Here is an 18288-nt window from a genome sequence, read left to right as displayed (position 1 = left end):
GGGCAGCCCGGCCGGGTCGGGACAGGCGGGGCTTCAGATCTTCGTGTTCATCCGGTAGCCTGGCGCATAGGAGAGGCGCACGGCGGTGACTGGCCTGTCCTTGTCCCAGGTGATGCGGTCGATCACGAACAAGGCCGCACCCTCGGGCGCGTCGAGCAGGTCGGCAAGCCCGGCATCGGCGCCCATCGCCGAAAACGAGATGTCGCCGGCGGTGTAGGGCGCATTCTGGATCAGCCACTCATTGGCGCTGATCGCCGAGAAATCGACCGAGCGGACATGCGGCAGCAGGTCGAGATTGATCCAGCGGTCCTCGTGCAGGAACGGCCGGTTGTCGGCATAGTGCAGGCTGCGGACATGGAGCATTTCGCTGTCGCGGGGCAGGCCGAGGCGGCTGGTGAGCGCGAGCGAGGCCGGCTCGGCCGAACTCTCGATCAGGCTGTAGCGCCATTCGGCGCCGCGCTGCTCGACTTCGAGCCGGATGATCGGAATGTCGAGAACCACGCGGCTGGTCGGATGCAGCGCCACCCGGGTGCCGGCCTTGCGCTTGCGATCAAGCAGGCCGGCATCGGCCATCTCGCGCATCGCCCGGTTGACGGTGGCGCGGGCACAGCCGAATTCGATCGCGAGATCGGCCTCGCTCGGCACCAGGCTTCCCGGCAGCCATTCCCGCTCGTTGATCCGGCGCAGAAGCTCGGCTTGAATGCCGCGCCAGGAATTGGTGTCTGCAATTGTCATAACTGGTTCCTGAGCGAACGCATGGTCTCCCGGTACCGCCGCGCGATGGCGTCGGCCTTGATATGTCGTCCGCCCCGGACGAGGTGGCGGCCGGCCGACCATACGTCGGCGACCATCCGGTCGTCACCCGCGAAGATGTAACTATCGAGAATATCGTCGCCCTTCCGGTCTTCCAGATCGATCGCCGCGCCGTCGAGCGCGAGCAGGTCGGCGTATCTGCCCACTTCGATGGCACCGCAATTTCGTCCCGCAGCCTGGGCGCCGCCTGCGCAGGCGGCATCGAACAGGCGTCGCCCGGTCGATTTGTCGGGTGTGGCCAGCGCCGCGCGGGAGCCATCGCGCAGCCGTTGGGAATAATCCAGGGTTCTCAACTCCTCGCTCAGCGAAATGCGGATATTGGAGTCCGAGCCGATCGCGATCGCGCCGCCTGACTCCATCCAGCGCACGCCGTCGAATATGCCGTCGCCGAGGCTCGATTCGGTGATCGGGCAGAGCCCTGCCACGGCGCCCGAGGGGGCGAGCGCTTCGGTTTCGTGCGGCTGCATCTGGGTGCAGTGAATGAAGCAGCAGCTCGCATCGGGCGCGATCTGGTCGAGCACCCATTGCACCGGACGCCGGCCATAGGCAGCCTCGACCTCTTCGACTTCGGCGGTCTGCTCGGCCAGGTGCATGTGGAACGGGCCGCCGGGGACGAGCGATCGCGCGCGGGCGAGATCGGCGGGATCGACGGCGCGCAGGCTGTGCGGAGCAACGCCGAGTCCCGTGTCGGCGGGAAGCAGCGCCAGATGCTGACGGGCCGCTTCGTGAAGTCGCGCGAAGCGGTCGAAATCATTGCCGAACCGGATCTGGCCCGGGCCGAGCGGGCGATGGTCGCAGCCGCCATACTGGTAATGGACCGGAAGCAGGGTCAGGCCGATGCCGGTGTGGGCGGCGGCGGCGGCGATCCGGCCGGACATTTCGGCGAGGTCGTCATAGGGAACGCCGCCCGGCTGGTGATGGAGATAGTGAAATTCCGCATTGGTGGCATAGCCCGCCTCGAGCATCTCCATCTGCACGAAGGCGGCAATGGCTTCCACGTCGTCCGGCGTCAGACGGTCGAGAAACCGGAACATCAGCTGTCGCCAGGTCCAGAACGTGTCGCGCGGGTCGGGCCCGCGCCGCTCTGTCATCCCGGCCATGGCGCGCTGAAAGGCGTGGCTGTGGATGTTGACCGGGGCAGGCAACAGGATGTCGCTGCGATGGCCCTCGGCGGCAGCGCCCTGGCTGACCTCGGCGATACGGCCATCGGCGCCGACTGCGATGCGGACATTTTCAGCCCAGCCGTCCTGAAGCAATGCCGATTTCGCCCAAATCACAAACATGTTCCGGTTCCTTGACAGACTATAATGTGCAGACATATAAATCAAAAAGGCAAACATAACAACAGGTGTCGATCCGGTGATTCTGACCAACGCGACCATAGCCACGATGACTGCGGGCCAACCCTACGGTCTTGTTCCCGAAGGCGCCGTCCGCATCGAGAACGGTCTTGTCACGTGGGTCGGCGCGGGCAGCGCCTTGCCCGCGGTACACGCCGACGAGGAGGTGATCGATCTCGAGGGACGGTTGCTCACGCCCGGCCTGATCGATTGCCACACCCACATCGTCCATGGCGGCAACCGCGCCGCCGAATTCGAGATGCGCCTGAACGGCGCGAGCTACGAGGAAGTGGCCCGGGCAGGGGGCGGCATCGTCTCGACCGTGCGCGCCACCCGGGAGGCGGGCGAAGCGGGTTTGCTCGCGACCGCGCTTCCGCGCGTCGATGCGCTGCTCGACGAGGGCGTGACGACGCTTGAAATCAAGTCCGGCTACGGCCTCGACATCGAGACCGAACTGGCGATGCTCCGGACCGCGCGCGCCATCGGAACGGTGCGGCCGGTGCGGGTGAAGACCACGTTTTTGGGCGCCCATGCTGTGCCGGCCGACTATGCCGGTCGCCCCGAAGCCTATCTCGACGAGATCTGCCTGCCGGCGCTCGAAGCCGCCCATGCGGCGGGGCTTGCCGATGCGGTCGACGGGTTTTGCGAAGGCATCGCCTTTTCGCCGGCCCAGATCGAGCGGGTGTTCGACAAGGCGCGCGCGCTCGGCATCCCGGTCAAGCTGCACGCCGAACAGCTTTCGCATCTCGGCGGCACGCAGCTGGCGGCCGCTTTCGGAGCCCTGTCCGCCGATCACGTGGAATATGCCGACGAGGCCGATGCGGCCGCACTCGCGCAAGCCGGAAGCGTCGCGGTGCTGCTGCCGGGCGCGTTCTACACCTTGCGCGAAACCAAGGTTCCACCGGTGGCGGCCTTCCGCGCGCACAAAGTGGCGATGGCCGTCGCCACCGACGCCAATCCCGGGACCTCGCCGCTGACCTCACTTCTGCTCGCCATGAACATGGCCTGCACCTGTTTCCGGCTCACGCCCGAAGAGGCGCTGGCCGGCGTGACGGTCAATGCCGCCCGCGCGCTCGGGCTTGCCGATGCCGGGCAAATCGCGCCGGGGCTTCGCGCCGATCTCGCCGTCTGGGATGTCGGGCATCCCGCGGAACTTGCCTACCGCATCGGCTTCAACCCGCTTTACAAACGCTATTTTGGAGATGCCGCATGAGCGTGCTCGTTCTTGCCCCTGGCCATGCCACGCTGTCTGACCTCGAAAGGATCTGGCGCGAAGGCCTGGCCGTCTCGCTAGCCCCGTCGGCGCGTCCCGGCGTGGAGGCGGCTGCGGCCAAGGTGCGCGCAGCCGCGGCCGGCAACGAGGCCGTCTATGGCGTCAACACCGGCTTCGGCAAGCTCGCTTCCGTACGCATCGCCGCCGAGGACACGGCCACGCTGCAGCGCAACCTGATCCTGTCGCATTGCTGCGGTGTTGGCGAGCCGCTCGACAGCGCCACCACGCGGCTGATGATGGTGCTCAAGCTGCTGTCCCTCGGCCGTGGCGCTTCCGGCGTTCGCTGGGAGGTGATCGCGCTGATCGAGGCGATGCTCGAAAAGGGGCTCACGCCGGTGGTGCCCTCGCAGGGTTCGGTCGGTGCGTCGGGTGACCTCGCGCCGCTCGCGCACATGACGGCGGCCATGCTCGGCGAAGGCGAAATCGAAGTCGACGGCACTGTGGTGCCCTCGGCCGATGCGCTGTCCCGGGCGGGGCTCGCGCCGATCGTGCTCGGTGCCAAGGAGGGCCTGGCGCTGATCAACGGCACCCAGTTCTCGACCGCGCTCGCCCTTGTCGGCCTGTTCGACGCCTGGCGCAACGCCGCCAACTCGATCGTCACCGCCGTGCTGTCGACCGACGCGATCATGGGCTCGACCGCGCCGCTTCTGCCCGAAATCCATGCGCTGCGCGGCCATCCCGGCCAGATCGAGGTGGCGGGTGCCATGCGCGGCCTGATGGAGGGCTCCGAGATCCGCGAGAGCCATCGCGAAGGCGACAGTCGCGTGCAGGATCCCTACTGCATCCGCTGCCAGCCGCAGGTGGTGGGCGCCGCCGTCGATCTGCTGCGCTATGCCGGGCGCACGCTCGAAATCGAGGCCAATGCGGTGACTGACAACCCGCTGGTGCTTATGGAGGCCGACCGGATCGTTTCGGGCGGCAATTTCCACGCCGAGCCGGTGGGCTTTGCCGCCGACCAGATCGCGCTCGCGGTCGCCGAAATCGGCGCGATCGCCCAGCGCCGCGTGGCGCTGATGGTCGATCCCTCGCTCTCCTTCGACCTGCCGCCGTTCCTCACGCCGAAGCCTGGGCTCAATTCCGGGTTCATGATCGCGGAAGTCACCACCGCCGCGCTGATGAGCGAGAACAAGCATCTCGCCAATCCCTGCACCACGGATTCCACGCCGACCTCCGCCAACCAGGAGGACCATGTGTCGATGGCCGCCCATGGCGCGCGCCGGCTGATCCGCATGAACCGCAACCTGTCGGTAATTCTGGGCGTCGAGCTTCTGTGCGCCGCCCAGGGCATCGAGTTCCGCGCGCCGCTCAAGACCTCGCAGACCCTGCAGGCGGTGATCGGCCGGTTGCGCGCGGCCGTACCGGCGCTCGGTGATGACCGCTACATGGCGCCCGACATCGACGCCGCCTCCGACATGGTTCGCACCGGCGCGCTGATTGCCGCCGCGGGCATCGAGGACTTTGTCGTGGGAGGCGCTGCATGAACCCGGTCACGATCAATCGCGGCGAGGGGCCGGTGATCCTCGCCTTCCCGCATACCGGCACGGACCTCAATGCCGACACCGCCGCGGCGCTCAATGCCGAGGGGGCACTGCTGCGCGACACCGACTGGCACATCCACGAGCTCTATGCCGATCTGCTGCCCGGCGTGACGACGGTGCGGGCGCTGTTCCATCGCTATGTGATCGATGCCAATCGCGACCCCTCCGGCGAAAGCCTCTATCCCGGCCAGAACACCACCGGGCTGTGCCCGACCATCACCTTCGACAATGTGCCGATCTATCAGGCGGGCCGCGAGCCCGATGCGGTGGAGATAAAGCGCAGGCACGATGCGTTCCATGCCGTCTATCACCGTGCGCTTGCCGCCGAAATCGATCGGGTGAAGGCGATCCATGGCGTCGCCGTGCTTTATGACTGCCATTCGATCCGCTCGGAGATCCCGTTCCTGTTCGAGGGCCGGTTGCCGGATTTCAACATCGGCACCAACAACTCCACCACCTGTGCCCCGGAAATCGAGAAGGCAGTCGCGGACATCTGCGCCGACGCCGGGGGCTATACGTCGGTGCTCAACGGCCGCTTCAAGGGCGGCTGGACCACGCGGTATTACGGACGACCGGCCGACGGCGTGCACGCGATCCAGATGGAACTGGCGCAGGCCTCGCACCTGGCTGCCGAAGAGCCGCCCTTTGCCTATGACCCGGAGCGGGCCGGCAAGCTGCGCGTCCATCTCAAGACCATTCTGACGACCCTGAACGAGCGGGCGCTGTCCGGCGCGCTCGCCCGCTGACAAGAGGACCAGGCATCATGGTGAACACCCGTCACAATATCCGCGACATCTATCCCGCAACCGGCACCGAGATCACGGCGAAAAGCTGGCTCACGGAAGCGCCGATGCGCATGCTGATGAACAACCTGCACCCCGATGTGGCCGAAAACCCGCACGAACTCGTGGTCTATGGCGGCATCGGCCGGGCCGCGCGCTCCTGGGAGGATTTCGACCGCATCGTCGCCTCGCTCAAGGAACTCGAGGACAACGAGACGCTGCTCGTGCAGTCCGGTAAGCCGGTCGGCGTGTTCCGCACCCACCGCGACGCGCCGCGGGTGCTGATCGCCAACTCGAACCTGGTGCCGCACTGGGCCACCTGGGAGCATTTCAACGAGCTCGACAAGAAGGGGCTCGCCATGTACGGCCAGATGACGGCCGGCTCCTGGATCTATATCGGCACGCAGGGCATCGTCCAGGGCACCTACGAGACCTTCGCCGAGGCCGGGCGGCAGCATTATGGCGGCGATCTCACCGGCAAGTGGATCCTGACCGCGGGCCTCGGCGGCATGGGCGGCGCCCAGCCGCTCGCCGCGGTGATGGCCGGCGCCTGCTGCCTTGCCGTCGAATGCGACGAGACCCGCGCCGATTTCCGCCTGCGCACGCGCTATCTCGACGCGAAAGCCCACACGCTCGACGAAGCGCTTCAGATGATCGACACCTGGACCAAGGCCGGCGAGGCCAAATCCGTGGGCCTGATCGGCAATGCCACCGACATCTTCCCCGAACTGGTCGAGCGCATGAAATCGGGCGGCATGCGGCCCGACATCGTCACCGACCAGACCTCGGCGCATGACCCGATCCACGGCTACCTGCCGCAGGGCTGGACCGTCGCCGAGTGGCGCGAGAAGCAGGAGTCCGATCCCGCCGCCGTCGGCAAGGCCGCGCGTGCTTCGATGAAGGCGCATGTGGCGGCGATGGTGGATTTCTGGAACGCCGGCGTTCCCACCCTCGATTACGGCAACAATATCCGCCAGATGGCGCTCGAGGAGGGGCTCGAAAACGCCTTTGCCTTCCCGGGCTTCGTGCCGGCCTATATCCGTCCGCTGTTCTGCCGCGGCATCGGCCCGTTCCGCTGGTGCGCGCTCTCGGGCGATCCCGAGGACATCTACAAGACCGACGCCAAGGTCAAGGAACTGGTCGATGACCCGCATTTGCACAACTGGCTCGACATGGCGCGCGAGCGCATTTCGTTCCAGGGGCTGCCCGCGCGCATCTGCTGGGTGGGCCTCGGCATCCGCCACAAGCTCGGCCTCGCCTTCAACGAGATGGTCCGCACCGGCGAACTGTCCGCCCCGATCGTGATCGGTCGCGACCACCTCGATTCCGGCTCCGTCGCTTCGCCCAACCGTGAGACCGAGGCGATGAAGGACGGCTCCGACGCCGTGTCCGACTGGCCGCTGCTGAACGCGCTCTTGAACACCGCGAGCGGGGCCACCTGGGTGTCGCTGCACCATGGCGGCGGCGTCGGCATGGGCTTTTCCCAGCATTCCGGCATGGTGATCTGCTGCGACGGCAGCGCGGAGGCCGACGAGCGGCTGGCGCGCGTGCTCTGGAACGACCCGGCCACCGGCGTCATGCGCCATGCGGACGCAGGCTACGAGATCGCGCTTGATTGCGCCCGCGAGCAGGGCCTGAAGCTGCCGGGTATCCTCGGCGCCTGAGCGCGGAGCCACAGGCCGCTCGCGGCGGGTGGTAACCAGACAGGAAAAAGGGCAGGGCGGATCAGATCCGCTCTGCCCTTTTCGCATGATGATGATGGCCCCGACGACATCGATCCGGGGCATGCGTCCTGGCCGGAGCGAAGCCGACCGGCCGCCATCGATCGTCGGTCAGGCTTCGACGGCCTTGGCGGCCATGGTCGCCTTTGCCCACCAGACCAGTTCGTCGAGCGCGGTGCCGGCCGATGCCTTGAGATGCGCTTCGATGCTCTCCATCGGCTGATTGCTGCCCATCGGATGCACGGTCATGAAATCGCCGCCGCCGATATGGACGGCGGCATGGGTGGAAACCATCTGCAGTTCGATGCCGATCATGCGCAGGTGCTCGACCGCACGCGCAGCGCCAGTGCCGCCATAGCCGATCGCCGTGAACGGCTTCCGGTTCCACTCCTTGTAGGCCTGGTCGAGCGCGTTTTTCAGGACGCCGGTGATCGAGTGATTGTATTCGGCGACCACGAAGATGAAGCCGTCGAACCGGGCAATGGTTTCCTGCCAGCGAACGGCCTCGGGGTTTTCGCTCGGCATCCACATGTTGGAGGCGGCCTCGTCGAAGAACGGAAGCGGATGATCGCGCAGGTCGATCAGTTCGACCTCAATGTCGCCGCGGGCCTGGGCCTGGGCAAGCATCCACTGGGCCGGCTTGTCGGCAAAACGGGTGGGGCGTGTGGAGCCGATGATGACGGCGATGCGTGGCTTGTTCGACATGGTTTCATCTCGTATTCTGGTTTCGATAGGGAACCATATAGGGGAGGACGCAATGGACGCACAAGAAGGCACGTTCGAGCAACCAGGTCACCCGCACGAAACCGCGGCCTGCGCGCATATCAGCCGGATGCTGGAGCGGATCAGCGACAAGTGGACGCTGCTGGTGGTCCGAACGCTGGCAAACGGCCCGCTCAGGTTCAACGCGCTTCGGCGCGAAGTGGGCGGCGTGAGCCAGAAGATGCTGGCCTCGACGCTGCGCGGCCTCGAGGAGAACGGCCTGGTGCTGCGCACGGTCACCCAGGACATGCCGCCCATGGTCGAATACGAGCTGACCGATCTCGGCCACGACTTCGTGCGCCCGGTCGACGCCTTTGCGGAGTGGGTGATCCAGAACACCGACCGCATCGAAACCGCGCGCGCCGCCTATGCCGCACGACGCGCGTTGAAATAACGCGACCGACGCCGCTCCGGTGCGGCGCCGCCGTGCCCACAGCGCAAGCGGGCAGGCGGCGAACGCCCACGCATCGGGCCGGGACGTTCCGGTTCGCGATGGCAGGTTGAAAGCCCGCCGAACCTATCTCCTCATCCCTGCGACACTGCTGTTCAATGGAAGCCACGGAGGCCGGCTGCCGCGTCTTTGGGTGGACAGCGTGGCTCCGGGCAAAAGGCGCGAAGACAGCCCTTGACGAGACTAGGTCAATTGTCCTAATTCTTGCTCAGCCAAGCCAGACAGCGAGTCCCCATGCCAGAACGTTCCACCCGCGCCATGATCGTCGAAAAGGCCGATACGCTGTTCTACGAAGGCGGGTTCGAGGCCACGTCCTTTGCGGACATCGCCGCCGTCGTGGGCATCTCGCGCGGCAATTTCTACCACCACTTCAAGACCAAGGATGACATTCTCGATGCGGTGATCGCGCGCCGCATCGAGCAGACCCGCGGCATGCTCGCGCTCTGGGAGGCCGAAGGCGACGGTCCGCGCGCGCGGATCCTCAGCTTCATCCGCATGCTGATCGCCAACCGCGCCAAGATCATGGCCTTCGGCTGTCCGGTCGGCACCCTGTGTTCTGAACTCGCCAAGCTCGATCACGGCGCGCAGGGCCGCGCCGCGGAGATCCTCGGCCTGTTTCGCGACTGGCTTGCCGGGCAGTTCCGCGCGCTTGGTGCGGGCGACCGCGCCGAAGCCCTGGCGCTGCACGTGCTGTCCTGGTCGCAGGGCGTGGCCGTCATGGCCTCCGCGTTCCGCGATGAAACCTTCCTGCACAGCGAGGTCGCCGGGATCGAAGCCTGGCTGTCGACCGTGCCGGATCCTGCTCCTCTCACCTGACAAGGCAACGCCGATGTTCGTCACATTCCTGAAATTCGCCGAAAACAGGGCCGCCGCCCCCGCCTTCATGGCGGCGCACAATGCCTGGATTGCGCAGGGCTTCGAGGAGGGCGCGTTCCTCTGTGTCGGCTCGCTTCAGCCGGCGGCTGGCGGCGCGATCCTCGCCCGCGCCGAAAGCCGGGCCGATCACGACGCGCGGATCGCCGCGGACCCGTTCGTGTCCGAACGGATCGTCACGGCCGAAACATGGGAAGTGGACCCGAAACGCACCGTGCCCGCCCTCGACTTTCTCAAGGAGGCAGCGGTGGCGGCCGAAACGCAAAATCCCGGCTGAACCGGACGCGTTATGGCCGAGGTTGATCGGCCATGGCGCAAACCGGCTCGGGCAGGTGTCGAGTGGGCCGTCTGTGATAGCACTTTTCGCATCGTGGAGCGCTTGAGCCAAGGTCCGAAATATCCCTGACTTCACGGTCGCTGCCTTGGGCGTCTAAGCCCTATGCCCGGCCGTGACACCGGTTCAGCTGGTCTCCAGCAGGCGCTCGAACACCTGCTCGACATCGTCGAGAAAGGCGCTCCATTCGCCATCCTGATCGATGCCGACAATGCGCAGCAGAAACAGGCCCTCGGCCGCCAGCAGGGCGACGCGCGCCGCCTGCGCCACGCCCGTCTCTCCGCCCAGGCGCTCGAACATCGACCGGTACCACTGGCGGGTGTCCTCGATGTTTTGCGGGTTCTGGATGTAGCCGATCATCAGCCCGGCCATCTTGGCATTCATGGCCACGTGCGAGTGGCGCATGACCGCGAGGTATTTGCGCACGAGATCGGCCGGCGGTACCTCGTCGAGGTCGCCCAGCAGCGCATTGAACTGATCCGTCCACCGCTCGACCAGGGCACGCACCAGATCTTCTTTTGACGGGAAGGAATACTGGACGCCACCTTTGGAAATGCCCGCCGCCTTCGCAAGGGCATCGACGGTCAGGCCGGCCGCGCCTTCGGTGCGGACGATCGATTCCGCGATTTCGAGCAGCCCCTCGCGCGTGATCGTCGGTTTTCTGCCCACCTGCTGGCTCCTTCCTTCCGGATTGTTATTGAAATCCATACGTATGTATTTATATCGACGGACGCAATCTCTTTCAGGTGAATGATGCCGTCCGTTTCTCTTCCCGCCCGCCGCTGGCTCGTGCTCGTCGCTGTCATGCTCGCATTCCTGCCGGTGGTGCTGGACATGACGATCCTGCATGTCGCGATCCCGACGCTCACGCAAGCGCTGAACGCGTCCGGCACCCAGGTGCTGTGGATCATCGACATCTATCCGCTCGTGATGGCGGGGCTTCTGGTGCCGATGGGCACGCTCGCCGACCGGGTCGGCAACCGCAGGATCCTGCTCGTCGGCCTCATCATCTTCGCGCTCGCCTCGGTGGCGGCCGCCTTCGCGCAAAGCCCCGCCATGCTGATTGCCGCAAGGCTGCTTCTCGCCGTCGGCGGCGCGATGATCATGCCCTGCGTGCTCGGCCTGATCCGCAAGACCTTCGAGGACGAGAGCGAGCGCGCCATGGCGCTCGGCCTGTGGGGCATGGTCGGGGCCGCCGGCGCTGCCGTCGGCCCGCTTGCCGGCGACGCCCTGCTCGAGCATTTCTGGTGGGGCTCGGTGTTCCTGGTCAATGTGCCGGTGATGCTGGTGGTGGCACCGGCCTGCTACGCCCTGGTGCCGCGCGGCGAGGCGGTGACGCCGGGCCGGTGGCCGATCGGTCAGGCGCTGCTGCTGATCGCCGGCATGATCTCGCTGGTCTACGGGATCAAGGCCGGGTTCGGGACGGGGCAAAGCCTGCCGGCCATCGTCGCGACGCTGGGCTTCGGCGTGGGCGCGCTCACCCTGTTCGTCCGCAAGCAGCTCACCGCGCCGGAGCCGATGCTGGACCTGTCGCTGCTGTCCCATCCCGCGGTCGTCGCCGGCCTGATGATGGCCGTCATCGCGTCCGGCGCGCTGGCCGGCGTCGAACTGACGCTGGCGCAGGAACTGCAATATGTGCTCGGCAAGACGCCGCTGCAGGCGGGCATCTTCATGATCCCGATCATGGCAGCCGCGGCCGTCGGCGGCCCGGTCGCCGGCCATCTGTCCAACCGGTTCGGGTTGCGGGCGGTTGCCAGCCTCTCGCTTGCGGTCTCGGCGGCGGCGCTGGTGTTTCTCGGCCGGAGCGATTTCGGCGACCCGGGCTTTTCGGTCCCCGTGGCACTCGCCGTTCTCGGGCTCACGCTCAGCATCGGGCTGACGGCCTCCTCGATCGCCATCATGGGCTCCGTCGATGCCAGCCGCGGCGGGGCGGCGGGCTCTCTGGAGGCGACGGGCTATGAACTCGGCACCGGCCTCGGCATCACCCTGTTCGGGGTCTTCATGTCGTCCGCGTTCAGCCGCGCGATCGAACTGCCGGCGAGCCTGTCGCAGCCCCTGGCCGAACAGGCGGCCCGGTCGATCGGCGATGTCCATATCGTCGCGCGGGCACTGGGCGGCGATGAGGCCGCCGCGCTGCTCGAAGCCGGCAAGGCGGCCTTCATCCATACCCACACCGCGCTGCTGATGACGGCTGCCGCGGTGATCGCCGCACTGGCTGTTCTGGTGTTTTTCACCCTCGCCGGCCAGCGGGCGCTGTCGCGCGCCCATTCCTGACGACAATTGCGGAGTATCGCCCATGCGGATCATCGAAACCGAACGGCTGATCCTGAGACCCTTCCGGAAAGGCGACGCAGCCGATCTGTTCGCCTATCTCAACGCGCCCACCGCCACCTGTTTCCTCGAGCTCAAGCTCGCCGATCTGGCCGCGGCGGAGACCGAGGTCGAAAAGCGCGCCCGGGACGCGGGCAGCGTGGCGATCTGCCTGAAACAGACCGGCCAGGTCATCGGCGACCTGTTCGGCGGCGGCGAGGACGAGGAGGACGACGGCACCACCTCCGTCGGCTGGAACCTCAATCCCCGGTTCAGCGGCAAGGGATATGCCTTCGAAGCGGCGCGCGCGCTGTTCGACCATTTGTTCCGCGACATGGGGTTTCGGCGGCTCTATGCCTATGTCGAGGATCACAACACGTCCTCGCAGCGCCTGTGCGAAAAGCTCGGCATGCGCAGGGAAGGGCTGTTCATCGAGTTCATCTCGTTCACCCGGGACGCGGCGGGCGATCCGATCTACGAAAACACCATGCAATACGCCATCCTGCGCCGCGAATGGATCTCCGCTGCGCCGAAGCCCTGATGCCGGCGCGGGGCCGGGCCTGCCGCCCGGCTCACCGCGCAAGGGGGAGGGGCAGCGCCCTGACCGCTCCGCGCCGCGCCTTCGCCGGTGGTTGCCTTGGGATTGGACGCCTCCCGGACAGGGCGGTCATCCCCGAGCTTCACGCGCGGCGATCGCAATCCGGTCCCAGGCCGAAGCCACCGCCGCAGCCGTGCCGACCGGAACGGCCCGCAGGTCGTAAGGATAGTCGACGCCCTCAGCCTCGACCGCGCGGGTGGCGTGAAACTGCCCGTTCGCGGCGCGCAGGATCCAGCCGCCTTGCGTGCAGGCATTCGAGGCCAGGAAGGCAACACCCGGCGCGACCGCCTCGGGCCTGAGATCGTCGGGCTCTCCCTTGACGCCCCACATCCGGGTCTTGGCCACGGGGGAGACAGCGTTGACGATGATTCCATGCTCGGTCCCTTCATCCGCCAGCACATGGACGATACCGACGGCGGCCATCTTGGCGGCCGCGTAGGAGGCGAGCCCTTTCTGCACATATTGCGGATAAAGAGCGCGGCACGAGGTCGTCAGCACGATCCGGCCATACCCCGCTTCCCGCATGGCAGGCCAGGCGGCCTGTGCGATCCAGAGCGGGGCTTTCGCCATGACCGCCATCATGTGATCGAAGGATGTCTCCTCCACCGCTTCGATCCCTTGATAGCCGACCCAGCCGGCATTGTGGATCACCGCATCCAGGCGACCGTTCACCGCCAGGCAGTCACTCACCAGGCCATGACAGGCATCGCGTGTATCGATCCGGCAATGAAACGGGTGCGCGTCGATCCGCTCCCCGCGAAGCATGGCAACGGCGTTTTCCGCGATGGCCGGATCGGTTCCGGCTCCGTCCGCATTGGCGCCGACATCGTGCAGAAGAACGGTGGCGCCGAGGCGACCGGTTTCCCGCGCGTAAGCGAGGCCGAGGCCTCGTCCCGCGCCGGTTATCAGCACCGTGCGCCCGGTAAAATCCGGTTGTGTGATGGTCATGGCATCCTCCATTGCATGGAAGATGGCAGTTCGCCTACGATACATCCAATACCAAAGTTGAGGGCCTGCGATATGTCTGGAGTATCAGAGCCGGGGCGTCCTGCACGCGGGATGATCGACCTGCGCAAACTCGAGCAGTTCGTTGCGGTTGCCGAGGAAGGGCACTTCCACCGGGCGGCGCTGCGCCTCGGCATGTCGCTGCCGCCATTGACGGTGGCGATCCGCCGGCTTGAGGACGATCTCGGCGTGTCGCTGATTGCCCGCGGCGGCAACCGCATCAACGGCTTGACCGAGGCGGGCCAGGCATTCCTGCGCGAGGCGCGCGAAACGCTGCGCCAGGCCGATCACGCGATCTTCGTGGCGCGCGAGACCGCGGCCGGCCGCACCGGCCTTGTCCGGCTCGGCTATGTCGGAAGCGCACTTTACGGGCGGCTGCCCGATAGGATCGGCGCCTTCCGCAAGGCGCGCCCCGACGTGCGGCTTGAATTGCGTGAGGCGACCACCGCAAGCCAGGTCGCCAGCCTGAGGGACGGCACGCTGGACCTGGGCGTTCTGATCCCTCCCTTGCCGGATGCCGCGGGGATTGAGCTGCACACCTTCGACCGGGACCGTCTCTGCATGGCCCTGCCAGCCGATCATCCGCTGGCGGCAAGGCCCGGGCTGACAGTGACCGATCTCGCAGGCGAACCCTTCATCCTCTGGCCCGTGGCCGAGGGACGCGGTTTCCACCTGCAGGTTGTCAGGCTCTGCGCCGGCGCCGGCTTTTCCCCCCGGATTACTCAGGAGGCCTACGGCATGCATGCCGTGTTGTCGCTCGTCGCCATTGGCGCCGGCGTCTCCATCGTTCCGGCGAGCATGGCAAGCTTCCGCAGCGACCGCATCGCCTATCGCCGGATCGACGCCGAAGAGGCGGCATTCGGACTGTGCCTGGCGGCGCGAGACCCGACCCCCGCGGCCAGGGCATTCCTGGAGATGGCCGATCGGTCCCGGGATGGATCGGCAACGAGCCCTCGCGGGTAGGTCGACCGGCAACCACGAGCGCAGGGCGCCGATCCGGGTGTGGAATTTGGCCCGCTTGCGGGAAGGGCCGCGCGCGGTCCTCGCTTCGATCTTTCACGACCCGGGGCTGGACGCGCGCCCCCCGTCCGGAGGCGCGAGCCGAAGATGTGCCGTGAAACGCTCCGAGGCTTCACGGCCTTGCATCGCAGCGTAGAACACCAGCCGAAGGTGTTTGTCCGCGTCGACGATCAGGGTCGTATGATCGAAGGCGACAGGACCGATGCCATCGACCCGAAAACTGCGCCGTCCCTCGCATACCCCGTGCACGTCATGGCGGCGCCAGAGCTCCCGGAACGAAGGGGACTGCTCCTCCAGCATCTCGACAAGGCCCGTCATGTCGTCGTCCTGCGGCGCCTGGGCGTAGTCGCGCCGGAAACTGGCGATGATCTGCGGCGCCTGCGCCTCCCATTCGACGATCCGGTCCTGGAGTCGACCATCGGCAAACAGCATCCACAGCATGTTGCGTTCGGTTTCCTCCCGTTCCTCGAAGCCGAACAGCGCTTGCGCCGCCGCGTTCCAGCCGATCACGTCCCATCGCAGGTTCATCACATAGGCCGGATGCGCGGCCAGATCGTCGATCATGCGACGCACCAGCGGCGGCAGGACGCACCATTGGCGTCCGGCGATCGTCGGCGGGCGGTGATGGGCGAGCAGGAACAGGTGCCGCCTCTCGGTCTCGTCGAGCTTGAGGACGCGGGCCACATTGTCGAGAAAGGCCGACGATACCGAAATATCACGGCCCTGTTCGAGCCAGGTGTACCAGGTGAGGCCGACGCCCGCGAGCGCCGCCACTTCCTCGCGACGCAGGCCCGGTGTCCGGCGGCGCTTGCCGGCCGGCAGGCCGACATCCATCGGTGACACCGCCTCGCGGCGACGACGCAGGAAATCCGCGAGTTCGGTGCGGGTCCGATCAAGCCGCGCCGCCTGCATATTGCTCATAGTAACACCATAACTTGTTCCATAGTAACAGGATTATGCACGCGATATCCGATGGCATCAAGAAAAGGAGCCGTCATGTCGCAGATGTCCCAACCGCTTCCCGAACCGGAAAATTGCACCGCATCGCAGCGCCCGTCCGCGCTTGCCCTCGCCATCCTGCTGCTCGGCGGGTTCATGACCGTGTTCGATCTGTTCGTCGTCAATGTCGCCATACCGTCGATGCAGGCGGATCTCGGTGCGAGTTTCGCCGAGATCGGCTTCGTCATCGCCGGTTACGAACTGGCCTTCGGCGTGCTGCTGATCGCAGGCGGCCGGTTGGGCGACCGGCACGGACGCCGCCGCTTGTTTTCCCTCGGGATGCTCGGCTTTGCCGTGACATCTTTCCTCTGCGGCATCGCCCCGGACACAACCAGCCTGATCGTCGCACGGCTGCTGCAAGGCGCTGCGGGCGCAATCCTGTTCCCGCAAGTCTATGCCCTGCTGCGGGTGATGTATGACGAGGCGGGCCGGATGCGGGCTTTCGGCCTGCTCGGGATGACGCTGGGGCTTGCAGCCATCGCCGGCCAGGTGCTCGGCGGGCTGATCGTCGAAAGCGATCTCTTCGGCCTTGGCTGGCGCATCATCTTCCTGGTGAACCTGCCCATCGGCATCGGCGCGGCACTCCTGGCCCGGAGCGTCCCGGAATCCCGCGCCGCCGATGCGGTGCGCGTCGATTGGCCGGGCATTGGCCTGGCGACGGCCGGGCTTTTGCTTCTTCTGCTGCCGCTGCTCGAAGGGCCGAACGTAGGCTGGGCCGCATGGACCTGGGCCAGCATGGCGGCATCCGCCGCCCTGCTTTGCGCCTTCCTGGTCTGGGAACGCCGCGAAAGCCGCAACGGAGGTCATCCCGCGATCGACCTCGGCCTGTTTCGCAACGGGGGCTTTTCGGCGGGGTCCCTGGTGGTCCTGCTGATCTATTCGACGTCGACCTCCCTGTTCCTGTGCTTTGCCTTGCTCGTCCAGTCGGGACTGGGGCTGACACCCTTCGAGGCCGGGCTGCTGTTCGCGCCCGCGAGTGTCGGCTTCGTCGCGGCGTCTTTGCTGGCCCCCCGGCTGGTTGCGCGGCTCGGTACGATCGGCATCGCGGGCGGCGCGCTGACCTATGCGGCCGGCATCGGTTGGCTGATCCTCTCGGCAACCGGTCTTTCCGGCAAGGACGGCGCATTTTCCCTGCTTCCGGCGCTGATCCTGTTCGGCTTCGGGCAGGGCCTGTCGATGACACCGCTGCTCAATCTCGTCATCGGCTTCGTGGAAGATCGACATGCCGGCATGGCCGCCGGACTGATCTCGACGATGCAGCAGGTCGGCGGTGCGTTCGGCGTTTCCATCGTCGGCATCTTCTTCGTCCGCATCCTGGACAGCGACATGGCCCAGGGCGTGCCGCAGGTGGTGCGCTATGCCGACGCGTTTGCGAATGCGATGATCTACAACCTCGTCGCTGTCCTGGCCGCCGCCGCTCTCATTGTCTGGATCACGCGACGGAGCGGGGCCTGATGGGGCCGCGTTTGCGTCCGGTTGGCAAGATCCAGGCGCGCTCAGCCGGCGTTTCCACCGGTTGCCGCCGATCGTCGGGACCGTCCTGGCAGGGTCATTCCGGAAAGCCATCCATCAGAATGAACGTCGCATCCTGCCGCTGATGAGCGTTGATGAGCGGAACCAGCCGGGTGAAATGCTCGCTGGCACAGTGGGCGTCCAGCGCCGCCCGATCCGGCCATTCCTCGATGAAGATGAAGTGACCGGGGTCCTTCTGGTCGATGAACAGATCATAGGCGATACAAAGCTCTTCCTGCCGGGTCTTGTCGACCAGTTCGCGATAGAGCGGCAGGACGACCGCGATGGACTCCGGCTTGATGAAATCCTGGGCGATGACCTTGAGCATGGGCGTATTCCTTTCCCGATTGGAGCGCTGCCTCTGATCTCAATGCCCGCTCGTCCATGGGGCAATGAGAGGAACATCCGCTGTCATGAAGGTCTGGCGTCAAGCGTGGCGACGGCAAGGCAGGGAACGATGGCAATTACCGCTCTGCAGCCACTTAACATCGAAAAGGGTGTGAACCAGTCTCCGGCATCAAAAGCAAACCCTGTCCCCGGGCGGACAACTGGCGCGATGGCGGAGGGGGTGGGATTCGAACCCACGGTACGGTCTCCCGCACGCCGGTTTTCAAGACCGGTGCCTTAAACCGCTCGGCCACCCCTCCGGGCGATCGGGCAATCCGGTTCCGGTGCGCGCCCTTTGGCGGGTTTGCGGCGGATGGATCGGGTCCCGATGCGGATTGCGCGGTTTTAGCGCCGGGGCGCGGCCAGCGTCAACTTGTTTTGAGCGGCGGGCGGGCGTGTCGGGCAAACCGCCGGCTTTGGGTGGAAAGCGGAAGGACTGCACGGTTGCGGCGCCGGGTCGGAGGGTCGATGCCAAGCGGCAGATGAGGCGGGGGACATCGGGAAGAGGCAAGGGGGAGCGACTGTCTTGTTCGTCAAGCGTTTTGCCATGGTTTTTCGTCCCGGATGATG

The 18288-nt window shown here is 66.4% G+C and carries 18 protein-coding genes and 1 tRNA gene; 11 read left to right on the top strand and 8 right to left on the bottom strand.

Annotated features, from left to right (window positions below; genetic code table 11):
• Positions 1-33 precede the first annotated feature (33 nt).
• Together AWJ14_RS14970 and AWJ14_RS14965 are read right to left on the bottom strand one after the other, a co-directional pair.
• Positions 34-735 (bottom strand): histidine utilization transcriptional repressor HutC, encoded by a 702-nt coding sequence (locus AWJ14_RS14970; protein ID WP_066180790.1) that lies wholly within the window; start codon positions 733-735, stop codon positions 34-36.
• Positions 732-2096, bottom strand: a complete 1365-nt coding sequence (locus tag AWJ14_RS14965; RefSeq protein ID WP_066180787.1) for a formimidoylglutamate deiminase — start codon at positions 2094-2096, stop codon at positions 732-734. The genes AWJ14_RS14970 and AWJ14_RS14965 overlap by 4 nt, the downstream gene beginning before the upstream one ends.
• 106 nt (positions 2097-2202) lie before the next feature.
• Here AWJ14_RS14965 and hutI point away from each other — a divergent pair, with 106 nt between their 5' ends.
• The 4 genes from hutI to hutU are packed head-to-tail and all read left to right on the top strand — an operon-like array spanning position 2203 to position 7410.
• Positions 2203-3366: an imidazolonepropionase gene (hutI, locus tag AWJ14_RS14960; RefSeq protein ID WP_210183558.1), complete on the top strand. Its 1164-nt coding sequence runs from the start codon at positions 2203-2205 to the stop codon at positions 3364-3366.
• A complete protein-coding gene (gene hutH / locus AWJ14_RS14955) occupies positions 3363-4907 on the top strand; it encodes a histidine ammonia-lyase (protein ID WP_066180779.1) in 1545 nt (514 codons plus the stop codon). The genes hutI and hutH overlap by 4 nt, the downstream gene beginning before the upstream one ends.
• A complete protein-coding gene (hutG, locus tag AWJ14_RS14950) occupies positions 4904-5710 on the top strand; it encodes an N-formylglutamate deformylase (RefSeq protein WP_066180777.1) in 807 nt (268 codons plus the stop codon). Before hutH ends, hutG begins: the two co-directional genes overlap by 4 nt.
• 17 nt (positions 5711-5727) lie before the next feature.
• On the top strand, positions 5728-7410 hold the full coding sequence (hutU, locus tag AWJ14_RS14945) for a urocanate hydratase (RefSeq protein WP_066180773.1): 1683 nt from the start codon (positions 5728-5730) through the stop codon (positions 7408-7410).
• A 168-nt stretch (positions 7411-7578) separates the two neighbouring features.
• Here hutU and AWJ14_RS14940 read toward each other — a convergent pair whose 3' ends face one another.
• Positions 7579-8172, bottom strand: a complete 594-nt coding sequence (locus AWJ14_RS14940; protein WP_066180770.1) for an NADPH-dependent FMN reductase — start codon at positions 8170-8172, stop codon at positions 7579-7581.
• Between the two features lie 52 nt (positions 8173-8224).
• On the opposite strand from AWJ14_RS14940, the gene AWJ14_RS14935 reads away from it, so the two are divergent.
• The 3 genes from AWJ14_RS14935 (at position 8225) to AWJ14_RS14925 (ending at position 9830) form a co-directional block, all read left to right on the top strand.
• Positions 8225-8623: a winged helix-turn-helix transcriptional regulator gene (locus tag AWJ14_RS14935; RefSeq protein ID WP_066180767.1), complete on the top strand. Its 399-nt coding sequence runs from the start codon at positions 8225-8227 to the stop codon at positions 8621-8623.
• 291 nt (positions 8624-8914) lie between these two features.
• Positions 8915-9496, top strand: coding sequence for a TetR/AcrR family transcriptional regulator (locus tag AWJ14_RS14930; RefSeq protein WP_066180764.1), 582 nt, complete (start codon positions 8915-8917; stop codon positions 9494-9496).
• 13 nt (positions 9497-9509) lie between these two features.
• Entirely contained in the window at positions 9510-9830 is a 321-nt protein-coding gene (locus AWJ14_RS14925; RefSeq protein ID WP_066180761.1) for a YciI family protein, read from the top strand.
• Between the two features lie 183 nt (positions 9831-10013).
• On the opposite strand, the gene AWJ14_RS14920 is transcribed toward AWJ14_RS14925, so the two are convergent.
• A complete protein-coding gene (locus AWJ14_RS14920; RefSeq protein WP_066181696.1) occupies positions 10014-10556 on the bottom strand; it encodes a TetR/AcrR family transcriptional regulator in 543 nt (180 codons plus the stop codon).
• 84 nt (positions 10557-10640) lie between these two features.
• Between AWJ14_RS14920 and AWJ14_RS14915 the strand changes: the two genes are divergently transcribed.
• Both AWJ14_RS14915 and AWJ14_RS14910 read left to right on the top strand, forming a co-directional pair.
• Positions 10641-12161 (top strand): MFS transporter, encoded by a 1521-nt coding sequence (locus AWJ14_RS14915; RefSeq protein ID WP_210183555.1) that lies wholly within the window; start codon positions 10641-10643, stop codon positions 12159-12161.
• A 22-nt stretch (positions 12162-12183) separates the two neighbouring features.
• Positions 12184-12738, top strand: coding sequence for a GNAT family N-acetyltransferase (locus tag AWJ14_RS14910; protein WP_066180753.1), 555 nt, complete (start codon positions 12184-12186; stop codon positions 12736-12738).
• Positions 12739-12864: 126 nt separating this feature from the next.
• Here AWJ14_RS14910 and AWJ14_RS14905 read toward each other — a convergent pair whose 3' ends face one another.
• Entirely contained in the window at positions 12865-13755 is an 891-nt protein-coding gene (locus tag AWJ14_RS14905) for an SDR family NAD(P)-dependent oxidoreductase (RefSeq protein WP_210183554.1), read from the bottom strand.
• Between the two features lie 99 nt (positions 13756-13854).
• Here AWJ14_RS14905 and AWJ14_RS14900 point away from each other — a divergent pair, with 99 nt between their 5' ends.
• Positions 13855-14763, top strand: coding sequence for a LysR family transcriptional regulator (locus AWJ14_RS14900; RefSeq protein WP_066180750.1), 909 nt, complete (start codon positions 13855-13857; stop codon positions 14761-14763).
• 93 nt (positions 14764-14856) lie between these two features.
• Here the strand turns inward: AWJ14_RS14900 and AWJ14_RS14895 are convergent, their stop codons facing one another.
• Complete coding sequence (locus AWJ14_RS14895; protein ID WP_245304291.1) at positions 14857-15732, bottom strand: helix-turn-helix transcriptional regulator; 876 nt, start codon at positions 15730-15732, stop codon at positions 14857-14859.
• 84 nt (positions 15733-15816) lie between these two features.
• Here AWJ14_RS14895 and AWJ14_RS14890 point away from each other — a divergent pair, with 84 nt between their 5' ends.
• Positions 15817-17274, top strand: a complete 1458-nt coding sequence (locus AWJ14_RS14890; RefSeq protein WP_083220294.1) for an MFS transporter — start codon at positions 15817-15819, stop codon at positions 17272-17274.
• Positions 17275-17368: 94 nt separating this feature from the next.
• Here AWJ14_RS14890 and AWJ14_RS14885 read toward each other — a convergent pair whose 3' ends face one another.
• Complete coding sequence (locus AWJ14_RS14885; RefSeq protein WP_066180743.1) at positions 17369-17659, bottom strand: putative quinol monooxygenase; 291 nt, start codon at positions 17657-17659, stop codon at positions 17369-17371.
• 229 nt (positions 17660-17888) lie between these two features.
• Positions 17889-17978: transfer RNA gene (locus tag AWJ14_RS14880), tRNA-Ser, on the bottom strand.
• Positions 17979-18288 lie beyond the last annotated feature (310 nt).

This window comes from Parahoeflea olei (assembly GCF_001703635.1).
GTDB lineage: Bacteria > Pseudomonadota > Alphaproteobacteria > Rhizobiales > Rhizobiaceae > Hoeflea > Hoeflea olei.
This window is presented reverse-complemented; position numbering and strand designations above follow the sequence as displayed.